Annotated in this window: 11 protein-coding genes; 7 read left to right on the forward strand and 4 right to left on the reverse strand. The window is 43.5% G+C overall.

The window, feature by feature from the left end; all coding sequences use genetic code 11:
• Positions 1-399: 399 nt before the first annotated feature.
• On the forward strand, positions 400-1,389 hold the full coding sequence (locus tag QZW47_RS13020; RefSeq protein WP_293127840.1) for a calcium-binding protein: 990 nt from the start codon (positions 400-402) through the stop codon (positions 1,387-1,389).
• A 476-nt stretch (positions 1,390-1,865) separates the two neighbouring features.
• Here QZW47_RS13020 and QZW47_RS13025 read toward each other — a convergent pair whose 3' ends face one another.
• Positions 1,866-4,352 (reverse strand): hypothetical protein, encoded by a 2,487-nt coding sequence (locus QZW47_RS13025; protein ID WP_293127842.1) that lies wholly within the window; start codon positions 4,350-4,352, stop codon positions 1,866-1,868.
• A gap of 472 nt (positions 4,353-4,824) precedes the next feature.
• On the opposite strand from QZW47_RS13025, the gene QZW47_RS13030 reads away from it, so the two are divergent.
• On the forward strand, positions 4,825-5,892 hold the full coding sequence (locus QZW47_RS13030) for a calcium-binding protein (RefSeq protein ID WP_293127844.1): 1,068 nt from the start codon (positions 4,825-4,827) through the stop codon (positions 5,890-5,892).
• Positions 5,893-6,136: 244 nt separating this feature from the next.
• Here the strand turns inward: QZW47_RS13030 and QZW47_RS13035 are convergent, their stop codons facing one another.
• Positions 6,137-6,613 (reverse strand): ankyrin repeat domain-containing protein, encoded by a 477-nt coding sequence (locus tag QZW47_RS13035; protein WP_293127846.1) that lies wholly within the window; start codon positions 6,611-6,613, stop codon positions 6,137-6,139.
• Between the two features lie 36 nt (positions 6,614-6,649).
• Here QZW47_RS13035 and QZW47_RS13040 point away from each other — a divergent pair, with 36 nt between their 5' ends.
• A complete protein-coding gene (locus QZW47_RS13040; protein WP_293127847.1) occupies positions 6,650-7,927 on the forward strand; it encodes a lipid-A-disaccharide synthase in 1,278 nt (425 codons plus the stop codon).
• Between the two features lie 260 nt (positions 7,928-8,187).
• Here the strand turns inward: QZW47_RS13040 and QZW47_RS13045 are convergent, their stop codons facing one another.
• Both QZW47_RS13045 and QZW47_RS13050 read right to left on the reverse strand, forming a co-directional pair.
• Positions 8,188-8,358: a YqaE/Pmp3 family membrane protein gene (locus tag QZW47_RS13045; RefSeq protein WP_293127848.1), complete on the reverse strand. Its 171-nt coding sequence runs from the start codon at positions 8,356-8,358 to the stop codon at positions 8,188-8,190.
• Between the two features lie 39 nt (positions 8,359-8,397).
• A complete protein-coding gene (locus QZW47_RS13050; RefSeq protein ID WP_293127849.1) occupies positions 8,398-9,342 on the reverse strand; it encodes a fused MFS/spermidine synthase in 945 nt (314 codons plus the stop codon).
• A 64-nt stretch (positions 9,343-9,406) separates the two neighbouring features.
• On the opposite strand from QZW47_RS13050, the gene QZW47_RS13055 reads away from it, so the two are divergent.
• The 4 genes from QZW47_RS13055 (at position 9,407) to QZW47_RS13070 (ending at position 11,567) form a co-directional block, all read left to right on the forward strand.
• Positions 9,407-9,745: a hypothetical protein gene (locus QZW47_RS13055; protein WP_293127851.1), complete on the forward strand. Its 339-nt coding sequence runs from the start codon at positions 9,407-9,409 to the stop codon at positions 9,743-9,745.
• Between the two features lie 139 nt (positions 9,746-9,884).
• Positions 9,885-10,079: a hypothetical protein gene (locus QZW47_RS13060; protein WP_293127852.1), complete on the forward strand. Its 195-nt coding sequence runs from the start codon at positions 9,885-9,887 to the stop codon at positions 10,077-10,079.
• 55 nt (positions 10,080-10,134) lie between these two features.
• The gene (locus QZW47_RS13065) at positions 10,135-10,827 is read left to right on the forward strand and encodes an ABC transporter substrate-binding protein (RefSeq protein ID WP_293127853.1); all 693 of its coding nucleotides are present in this window, start codon (positions 10,135-10,137) and stop codon (positions 10,825-10,827) included.
• 479 nt (positions 10,828-11,306) lie between these two features.
• Complete coding sequence (locus QZW47_RS13070) at positions 11,307-11,567, forward strand: ATP-binding protein (protein WP_293127951.1); 261 nt, start codon at positions 11,307-11,309, stop codon at positions 11,565-11,567.
• The last annotated feature ends 260 nt before the right edge of the window (positions 11,568-11,827 follow it).

Below are 11,827 nucleotides of genomic sequence, written 5' to 3' on the forward strand. Positions count from 1 at the left end.
TTCTAGTTACATTATTTTACAAATTCCTTGAGCAACTGCTCCAATTTTTATTTACAAAAATTTACTTGACAGAATACAAAAAATATGAATACAGTTAAATCATGAAAACAAAATAAAGAAGCAACAAATCTTTGAGAAAAATGCTCCTGAGAAAAGTTGCCAAGTTTGTAGAAGTAACGAAACAGGCGATCGAGCAATTAATTAACCGCAGAAAGGCATAAGTTCCAAATATTAAATATTGGATTATGATGAGTCTGCTATTACAAATTTGATATTTTTGTCGGGAACTTAAAAGGATTTTACAAAATCTATAATCTATAAGTTCGCGATCGGCGATCGAACTCAGGTGAAATTAATTGCTGTTGATTGTCAAGCTCATCTAAACCCTAGGGGGAAAACATGGCTAACTACGCAATTTTCGACGAAAAATACTACCTCGCCCAATATCCTTGGATCAAGCCGGCCATTGATGCTGGAATCGTCAAATCTGGGCTAGAACACTTTCAAAAATTTGGCCAAGCCGCCGGCTTAACTAAAGTATCGCGTTATTTTGACGAAAATGCTTACCTTACTGTCAACACAGACATCAGACCCTTTATCCGCACTGTCAATCCAAACGCACCTTTTGCGACAGGTCTAGATCATTTTATCCAGTTCGGTTACGATGAAGGACAGCGCCGGGCCCAAGTATCGCCTGAGTACAACGAAGATTTTTATTTAGCAAACAACTCCGAGCTGCGATCGTTTATAGGCCCCAATGGATCTTTCAAATCAGGCTACCAGCACTTCGTTCAATTCGGGGCAAAAGAAGGTCGTTTTGGAACTTCGTTTTTTGAACCAGAATACTTAAAGAAAAACACCGACATCGTGCCGTTTGTCAACTCCGGAGCCTTGAAAACCGGTCGCGAACACTACTTCAATTTTGGCAAAAACGAACCCAGCCGCTCCGCAACTTTTGTCGGCAGCCGTACCAACGATGTTCTGACTGGTGTTGGCGTCGGGGAGAACGAACTTGTGGGAGTAGAAGTAGGTATCGATCGCAACGGGAACCGACAATATGAAAGCTTTGGCACCAATGAGTTCGATGTCCTAATTGGTGGCCCGGGAATTGATACATTCGTACTCGGAGTTCCTGCTACAGCCGGGAACGTCACTCCGACACCGCTGTATTTGGGTAACGGTCAAGCTACGATTCGCAACTACAACCCAGAAACAGATTTTATCCAACTTCAAGGAAATTCTTTAGACAACTATAGGTTGCTTCCCGTTGGCAGCAATTTGTCCATCCAGACACGTGCCGGAGACGTGCTGGGCGTGATTGAAGGAGGAGCAAGTTTTAATTTGATCTTCCAAGAACTTAACGGTAACGGTACTTTCTTGATTGGTTAGTCATTAGTCATTAGTCATTAGTCATCTCGCCCGAAGAGCGAAGTCGAAGGGTAGTCATTAGTCATTAGCTAATGGTGATGATTAATGATATCAATTCCGGTGTAACCGGAATGATATAGGGAAGACGGCAGTGCCGTCTCCTAATTTCGGCTAATAATAATTCCGATGCTACCGGATTTGATATGACGTTCATTTCCTATGCAAAGTGGGTGCATCTGAATTTTGTAAAGGCGAAGCATTCCGGCAGGCAATTTATTAGTGATCAGTAGAGATTTACTGCCGGAATGCTTCGCCCCTACTAATATATTTGCAAAACAGAACCTATGGATACTCAGAAACCGGGTTTTTTCTAGAATACTTTATTACAGTCTAGATTCTGCTAAAAACCTGGTTTCTGGGTTGTGATGCAAATATTCAGAATCTGACTCACCAAAACTATCAGAAACAAACACATAGCCTCACCATATTTTACACGCTCATTCACCCAAGCCCTCAATACTCTGCGGATCTCCACTCTCAGCAAGTTTAGAGTTGACGATAGACAACAATTCTTGCGGCGAAAACGACTCCAATTCCACAAAATTGCCTGCATCCAGCCACGCTAGTTCTTCTGTTGTTAAACCTAGCCTCACGGCATAAGGCAATTGACGGGCGGTTTCTGCCATTGCTGGAGACTTTTTTACAAACATATTCTGGCTTTCCAATATTTGACAGGGAGAAATGCTCAAATCAAAAATTGTCACATCTTGCTCTGCAAACCAGTCTGAATTAGTCCGCAGTTGGTGGACTAAACTAATACCAGTAGGACTCGCATTGTGTAGCGCATAAACTTTCAAATTAGCATTTTGCCTCAGTATTTTCATCGTAGTGTCAAAGATGCTTTGGGGATAGCCACTGATGCTGAAAATAGCACATTTTTTCTTAACATCGACGTTGTTCGCAATCAGGAATTGGGCGATTTCGTCGCTGTCGCAGATGATTGCCCGATCGCAAATGTAGGTGCTAATTTCGCGATACATGGTGATGGGCAAAGCATTTTGGCGAGGAGTAGGCAACAATTTGTCTATCCTCCCCATCGCCCTTTGCCAGCGTTGCAGCCATTGATTCATCTGCAATTCATTAGTGAAAAGTTCTTCATTAACTGTCTGTAGATGACGTTTTTGTGAGACACCGATCGAGCAGGCATATATACCTAAGCAAAGCACTAGAATTAATCCGACGATAGACAAAGTGATCAGGCTAGTGGGAATGCCTAATACTAAAATAAGCACCCCCAAAACTACTAGGTTGATAGCATTAATTCTCCTGTCGCGAATGCCTTGGTGTAGAGATCTGCTACCTTCACGAAATGCCCGAACCGAAAAATAATTGAAAATAAGAAATGGAGTCACTAATGCTACTTGGAAAAACAGCCAAGGAGATATAGTCACTGATCCTACTTGGGAAACCAGCAAAGGAGGAAGTATTAATAAAAGGATTACCAGAAAAAAGCCGCCTATTGTTATTGCAAAACCCAGCAAAAATAAGTACAGAAAAATCCATATCCATTGATTGACTGATGCTGGCCATTTAAGCTTTTTGTCAATAAAATATAAAAACTGTTTGGGGGTGAAGAATAACACATTTTCGGTGGAAATAGCCACGATCGCCTTTTGGAACAACTGATCGCTAAATGGAATATTTTTATTCGCTATCTTAGGTGGGTTAAACACATACTCACCAGCAAATCCGACACTATCATGGACGGGACTATGCGCTGGCATTAAGCCGTCGTTAGTCTGTCTTTCTGTACTCATAGCCAGTCCAGAGTTGACGATTCGCAACAATCGTGATGGTTCAAAAGATTCGAGCTCCACGAAATTGCCTGCATCCAACCACGCTATTTCTTCTACTGTTAAGTCTAGTCGAACGTTGTAGGAAAGTTGACGGGCTGCTTCTGCCATTGTTTTAGAATTTCGCACAGATATATCACGATCTTCCAAGATTTGATGGGGGAAAATACCCAAATCAAAAATCCTGATATCTTGATTCGCAAACCAGTTTGGATTTGTTCGCAGTTGATTTGCTAAATCAACACCAGCAGGAGTCGCATCGTGCAGTACATAAACTTTAAAATCGGCATTGTGGCGCAGTATTTCCATCGCAGTGTCGAAGATACTTTGGGGATAGCCATTGATGCTGAGAATGGTACAGTTGTTTTCAGAAGCGACGTTGTTGGCAATTAGAAATTGAGCGATTTCGTCACTCTGACAAATAATTGCATAAGTGCTGATTTCTGAATTGATGGTAGCGGGAAAAGCATTTTGAGCGGGAGTAGGCAGGAGTTTTTCTAATGTGCCATTCGCCGTTTGCCAGCGCTCTAGCCATTCATCAACTTGTACTTCATTGGCTAAAAAATGTTCGCAGATTTCTGCTTGGCGACGTTTTTGTAAAAAACCGATTCCGTAGGAGGATAGCCCTAGTAAAGTTGAGGTGATATACCAAGCAGAAGAGTTAATTCTTAGGCTGATAGGAATCCCTGTTAGTAAAATAGTTACCCCTAAATCTTTGAAATTTTCAGCATTAACTATTCTACCGGAAATACCTCGTTCAGGAGATTGGCTATCTTTCACAAATCTCCCTATCCAAGCAAGATTATAAATAATCAACGGAATTAGAAAAAATATCGCAGTCTGGTGAATATTTGGAAAATAGGCTTCAGCTAAAGTAGACATAATAAAGCCACTGAAAAATATCACGAATAAGCTGATAAACAAGTAAGTAGGAATCCACAGCAATCTATATTCTAGGAATGTGTTTTCTGATCTTGATATGGGAGATTGGAGTCGTTTGTGGATCAGATGTAAAAACTGCTTTCGCGTGAAGAATAACATATTCTGGCTGGAAATATCTGCGATCGCATCTTTGAACAGTCGATCGGTAACTAGCAACTTTTTATCCCTGGGGCTAGTGGGTTCAAACACAAACTGATGGTTACAATTGCTACAGCGACTCTTTCGCTGGGCGCGATCACTGAAAGAGCTGTTGGTGTTACACTTGACGCATTTCATATCCATTTCGGTTACTCCTGGTTAATTTAATACATTGGTAGTCATAAACCGATTTTTTTCGATAATATTAAATTTGTGCTCGGCGTGATTGAAGGAGAAGCTAATTTTAATTTGACTTTCATCCAATCTAATGGTAACGGTACTTTTGCGATCGGTTAGTCATTAGTCATTGGTCATCTCGCCCGAAGAGCGAAGTCGAAGGGTGGTCATTGGTCATTAGTTATTAGCTAATACTGATGATTTTTTTAAAGTCGCCATTTTGGTTCGACCAGTAAAACAATCAACGGGCTTAACAATACTTAGCTTGACATACTGAGGTAGTAAAGTTAATAATATTTATGAAGTTTAACTGACAAGTAAGCAAACTAAGCTCGATAGAAAAATTATGGCAAACTATGACATTTTAGACGAAAAATACTACCTTTCCCAATATCCGTGGGTGAAACCAGCACTTGATGCAGGAATCATCAAATCTGGCAGAGAACACTTTGAAAAATTTGGTCAAGCCGCCGGTCTCACCAAAATATCGCGTTATTTTGACGAACAAACCTATCTAGCTCAAAATCCAGATATTGCTCCCCTTGTCCGCAGCGCCAACAATCCAAACGCGCCTTTTGCGACTGGTTTAGACCACTTTATCAAATTTGGTTACGAAGAAGGCCGCAGGCGAGTATCGCCTGACTATGACGAAGCATTTTATGTAGCAAATAACCGAGATTTGCAGCCGTTTATTCAGAATGGAACTTTTAAAAACGGCTACCAGCATTTCATTAAATTCGGCATCAGAGATGGTCGCTTTGGGACTTCTTTCTTGGAACCGGAATACTTACAGAAAAATCCCGATATTCGGCCGTTTGTCGAATCTGGAGCCTTGAAAACAGGTCGCGAACACTACTTCAATTTTGGAAAAAATGAGCCTAACCGTTCTGCGACTTTTGTCGGAAGTTCTGGGAATGACATCCTAACTGGTTCCGGGGTAGGAAATGCAGAATTAATTGGAGTTGAAGTAGGTTTAGGTACAGGTAATGGCTTTGGTAGCGGCCGAGTTTATGAAAGTGATGGCAGTAATGAATTCGATACTCTCATTGGCGGTAGTGGCCGCGATACATTTGCGCTTGGTGAGGAGAACATAACCAGTAGGGGGACGCCACTAGGATCGACACAGTTTTATATCGGGCCGGGTTTTGCTACAATTCGGAACTTTACGAAAGGTCAGGATACTATTCAGCTAGCAGGAGCTATCTCACTATCAGAGTCTTACTTAGATATATTCTCGGTGTTCCCGATTAACAATGGTCGAGATTTAGCTATCCAAACGAAAGGTTTTAGGAACCCGAGAAATGGAGTGCCATCAATCAGTGACTCTGACACGATCGCTATTATTGAGGGCGGCGGAAATCTGACATTGAATCAATTACCATCATCTCCAGCTTTTACATTTTTAATTGGGTAGAAATCTCGCAGGGTTCTCCTGATGTTGTGGTTATCAGTCAGGCAAATTAATTGTCAAGCCATTGCCCTATAAGGCTTTCACTTCAATCTGAATAACGAAGCTATCAGTTACCCCACTTTTTCACCATAAGTCCAGGAGAGCCTCTCGCAGCTATTGCGGATTTACCCGATCGCTGCTGGGAGTGCGATCGCTAATCTTACCATTCAAAAACCGGGTTTATTTGATAAACCCGGTTGCTAAGTCTTTAATGCCGATCGCGCGCCAGCTTCAAAACCTCAACGACATCTTGGTGATGTTCCGAAGATGCCCAGATGAACGCAGTCCAAGTATTATTATCCTTCGCTTTGAGATCGGAACCTCGATCGAGCAAAACCTGCACAACTTCAGTGCGCCCGCTACCCGCCGCACTCATCAAAGCCGTCAAACCAAAAGTAGTTTTAGCATTCACATCCGCCCCCGCGTCCAGCAAAAGCTGTACAATCTCGGTATGTCCGGCAGCAGCGGCACTCATTAACGGCGTCCAACCGTCGTTATCCTGACTGTTAGCCTCCGCGCCTGCTGCGAGCAATTTTTTGACAATTTCCGCATTGCCAGCCTCAGCCGCAGCCGTCAAAGCCGTCGCGCCTTCGTCATCTTTGGCGTTGATATCTGCACCTTGTTCGATCGCACTTTCCACAGCCACAACATCACTCATCTTGACGGCATCAATTAAATCTTTCATAAATTCTCCCTTGTATCCTTTCAAATATTAAGTCCTATGACAGTCGATATTTTAATCCTCTCCAACGGGCCCGGAGAATTAGCAACTTGGGTGCGTCCCGCCGTGCAAGCATTGCGCCAGCAATTGGCAAACAGGGGCACAGAAGCGCGAATCTCGGTGGTGCTTTCCCCCTGTCCGCACGCCACGGGGAAAGAGGCAGAAATCGCATCTAACTACCCAGAAGTGGACAGAGTGCAAGCACCGGAGCATTTTATGCAATTCTTATTATCTGGCAAAACTGCCCAGAATTGGGATTGGTATGAAACCGGAGTTGTGTTATTTTTAGGCGGCGACCAATTTTTTACGGTTGCGATCGGTAAAAGGCTAAAATATCGGACGGTTACTTATGCTGAATGGGACGCGCGGTGGTATCGCTGGATTGATAAGTTTGCGGCGATGAAACCGGAAGTTTTTGCTAAAGTTCCGCAGAAATATGCTGATAAATTTACAGTTGTGGGCGATTTGATTGCGGAAGTAGGCGAGCGCAAATCGGATGCAAAAGATGGCGCACCGGCCGGACGAGAAATAGAATTAATTGGATTGTTACCGGGTTCTAAGGCGGCGAAATTAGCTTTAGGTGTACCGTTGTGTTTGGCGATCGCGCAATCGATCCATCGCATCCGCCCTCAAACTCGCTTTGTAATTCCGGTTGCGCCTACCATAGATGTGCAAACTCTAGCACGTTTTGCCAACCCAGAACAAAATCCTTGCTTACATTTATTTGCCAATGCTAGCGCCCAATTGCATTTAACAGAATCGCCGTTTTTGCAGACAGCAAGTGGGTTGCAGATAGAACTTTGGACTGAGACTCCAGCCTACGATTTGCTATCAGAATGCAGCCTGTGTTTGACTACTGTGGGAGCGAATACTGCCGAATTAGGTTCGTTAGCAATACCGATGATTGTGTTGATTCCGACGCAGCAGTTGGATGCGATGAAGGCTTGGGATGGTTTACCGGGATTGTTGGCAAATTTGCCGTTAGTCGGTTCTGTTTTTGCGACGGCGATTAATTGGTTGATTCTGCAATTGGGAAGGGGAAAGCTGTATGCTTGGCCGAATATCTGGGCGGGGGAGGAGATTGTGCCGGAGTTGATTGGTAAGCTGGAAGCGGATGTTGTGGCGGATCTGGCGATCGACTATTTGAGCAATCCTGATAAATTAGCACGAATGGGCGATCGGCTCCGCAGCGTGCGCGGCGAATCTGGGGCGGCGCAGAAAATCGCTGAATTGGTTTGTGAAGAAATTGATTTTATCAGTCAACTATCAGATCTTTAAAAAATGGTATGACCATAACAAAAATGGTTCGTAGTGTGGACTTTAGTCCGCAATAAGAGCGGACTAAAGTCCACACTACGAACCTTATACCATTTTTTTAAAGTTATGATAGCAGAATAACCGTAGGGTGCGTCAGGGCAGAATTTGACATTATGCAGTCAAATATTTTCTCCCTGACGCACCCTACAAAAATAACTTCGCTGTCAACTGTCAACTGTCAACTGTTAACTGTTAAGCACCCTACAAACTTTGGTACCAACCTAGCCGTTATCGTGCTTGGCAATGATCCAAATGGCGTGAATCATACCGGGAAACCAGAAAAAACAGGTGAGAAGCAGGTTAATCCAAAAATCAGCGCCGATCCCAACAGTCAAAAATACGCCCAACGGGGGAACAAAAATTGCAGCGAGTATGCCAATTAAACTACCCATGTGAGTTACTCCAAATGACTTTTCTCTTACAATTTAACTTCACTGGCCGACAGAGCCTTTCCCGAAAAATTTAGGAGGTGCTGCCATAGTATAAACTTCGGTTTCCTCGGCGATTACCCGCCGCAAGTGACCCGGAACTTGCATCAATCCCAACAGGGTAATCCCGTCTAACATCCGCAACCCGCCGGTAGTTTTATCGGCGAGCAATTTGTCGGTAACTTCTGGTTCGGGCCGCGTATTGATTTCCTGGCTGGAAGCTACGGCAAAACCCCAAGGAGCTCCGTAGGTAGAAATAAAGCTGGTGCAGGATTGAACGTTGGGGAAAACCGATTTCAGGGTATTGACAATGCGGGCGTGCATTTTCATTTCTGCTGGAGAAACTGGGCCTGCTTGGACTACGAAATATCCGTTAGGCGACAGTATCTTCCGAACTTTCTCAAAATACTCTTTGGTAAACAATTGGAAAGATGGGCCTTCTTCAATAGGATCGGATAAGTCAGAAATCACAATATCCCAATCGCTATCAGTATTGTCTAAATAGTCCAAAGCATCGCCGATTACTACTTCCGAACGAGGGTCGTCAAAAGCATTTTGGTGCATTTCTGGCAGGTGTTCGCGGCAAGCTTCTACTACTTCGCCATCAATATCGACCATGACGACTTTTTCAACTGATTTCCAGCGCAGCACTTCTCTAATTGTAGCTCCTTCGCCGCCGCCGAGAACGAGCACTTTTTTGGGGGAACCGTGAGCAATCATGGCTGGGTGCACGAGGGGTTCGTGGTACAGAAATTCGTCGCCGGTACAAGATTGCCATTTACCGTCCAAAACTAAGCCTTTCCCGTAGGTGCCTGTTTGAACTACGTACATTTCCTGATAGGCAGTTTTTTTGTAAGCGAGCACGCCGATGACGCCGTGAACGTAAATATCCCAGGGGGTAATGTACTCGCTCATCCAAAAGTCTGCACGGACTTCGCTACCTGACATCTAATACTCTCCAAATGTAAACTGCTGTGTCGATTTTGTCACAAGTAGTAATTCTTACCACAAAATGGTGCTGGTGTGTAAGTGCGATCGATACATTGGAGTTAAATTTATAGCAGATGTTGAAGGAAGAAGGAAGAAGGAAGAAGGAAGAAGGAAGAAAATCAACGCTTTCAGCAATTTACAACGTGCTCAGCATCGGGGCGCTTGCTATATCGGAACGGTTATTTTCCTTGCTGCACAGGGAGATTGCGAACCGTCTCCAGTAGTCGTAGGGTGCGTCGCTATGAAAAACTCTCGGCTTGCATATCGAGAATCTCATAGCGACGCACCTGACAAACTCTCGGCTGTGCAAACAACCATCCGTTTAACTTTTTCCCAAAACTTCTTTTCTCGCAAAACTTGATAAAAATGGGATTAATACCATTTATAACAAATCGTGCTACCAAACAATTGTTGGGTTTGCTCTCCCCGATGGGTAAGGTGCGGATCTATGAGATTGTCGATTAAATGCCAGGAATTTTTGAGCGCGACACACCCGCTCGATGACTTTTATCGCAAAACTTTATAAAAATGGTATTAATACCTGTGCGTCGGCGCGGGTGCTCTACAAACTTGTTTGTTACAAGGCATTTGTTGCGGGGGCAATTATTTACATTCAAGCCGCTGCTCTAAGTTTGCGATCGGTGTTTATATTGAGTAAATTGGTAAATATTGGCGATCGCACGACCTTAAATTAAGTGGCGATCGGCAAGTATAATTTACTTACGAATCACCAGTATCACACCTAAGTATATGTTAATAAATCATCAGATGTTCGATCTCAAATTTTGGAGAAAATTGAGCCGTAACTTCAAAAAAAGCTTTACCCTTGGCATTGCGGTAGTAACCCTGTGTACAGCGATGTTAGCTAGTTGCACCAAAGTAGAACCCCCTTTGCGAGTCGGTGCCAATGTTTGGCCAGGCTATGAAACTCTGTACTTGGCTCGCAGTTTAGGGTACTATGACAATACCCCTATTAAATTAGTAGATTACCCTTCAGGTACAGAAGAAGTACGAGCCTATCGCAATGCAGAAATTGAAGCAGCCGGGATATCCATCGACCAAGCTTTGGTATTGGCCGCCACCAATCCCGACGTAAAAATTGTAGTAGTTATGGATTTCTCTAACCGTGGAGATGTGATTCTTGGGAAACCAGAGATGGAAAATTTGCAAGGCTTAAAAGCCAGACCAGTAGGTGTTGAATCTACGGCACTAGGAGCATTCATAATTACCCGTGCCTTAGAACAAAAAGGTATGTCACCTAAAGATATCAAAATTGTCTCTTTAGGAGTGTCCGAACATGAACGAGCCTTTAAAGATGGAAAGGTAGATGCTGTTGTTACTTTTGGGTATGCTCGGACAAAGCTGCTAGCAGCGGGTGCTAAACAACTGTTCGATAGTTCGCAAATTCCTGGTGAAATTGTCGATGTTGTGATAGTAAGTTAGGATGTAATTAATTAACAAACAGCCCAAGGCTTTGCAGGCTTTAGTTGACGGTCGGTTTCGCGCCCTAGATTACTTAATAAAAAATCCTCAAGATGCTGCTAGTCGCATAGCTCCCCGCACAGGAGTGACTCCTGAGCAATTCTTAGAATCTTTAAAAGGGCTGAGTAGTCCAAACCTCCAAGAAAACCAAAATTTACTAGGGAAAACAGACCCCTGATTGCTGAATACAGTTCACTTAAGATGTCATTGCGAAACGAAGCAAACAAGAGAGTTTATTTTTCATCGGTTTTCCCTGTCGTCATCTCTTAAGTAAACCGTATTGGATTATAATTCAATACTGTTTACTTAAGAACGATCTCCCTGGCACCTCGCTTAAAAAGGGGGGAACAAGAAAGCTCTTAAAGTTCCCCTACAACCAGGGGGATGCTGCAAGGGATCTCCGAGTATAAATAGTTTTAAGTGAACCGTATTGGATTATAATTAGTACGTCTATTCAAAAAGATAATTGGGTTAAAATCGGTATTAAAGATAATGGATCGGGCATAGATGATGCTGTGAAGACCAAAGTTTTCGATCCTTTCTTTACGACGAAACCAGTAGGTACTGGTACAGGTTTGGGACTATCGGTTAGCTATCAAATTGTGGTGGACAAACACCACGGGAGATTGGAGTGCATATCGACTGTTGGCGAAGAAACTGAATTTGCGATCGAGATTCCGATCGCCAATTCGCGCAGTTAATATATTAGTTTTCTGTTGACTAATGTACAGACATCAGCTATGGAGATGGCGCCTGTCTAAAGCGTGTCAACAAGCGTGTTAAACCCACAGTCCGCCAGGGGTTTAAACCCCTGTCTAATAGCGAAAGTCCTCGCTATGAGGACTCAACCAGTTTCTTTCATCCATAACGGGTGCGAAGCGTCCGTGGAACGCTCTGAAGAGGACTCAAGAACTCATCAGTCCTCTTGAGAGGACTTCAGCTTTGAGGCAGGGGTTTAAAC

The organism is Microcoleus sp. bin38.metabat.b11b12b14.051 (genome assembly GCF_013299165.1).
In the GTDB taxonomy this organism is placed as follows: Bacteria; Cyanobacteriota; Cyanobacteriia; order Cyanobacteriales; family Microcoleaceae; genus Microcoleus.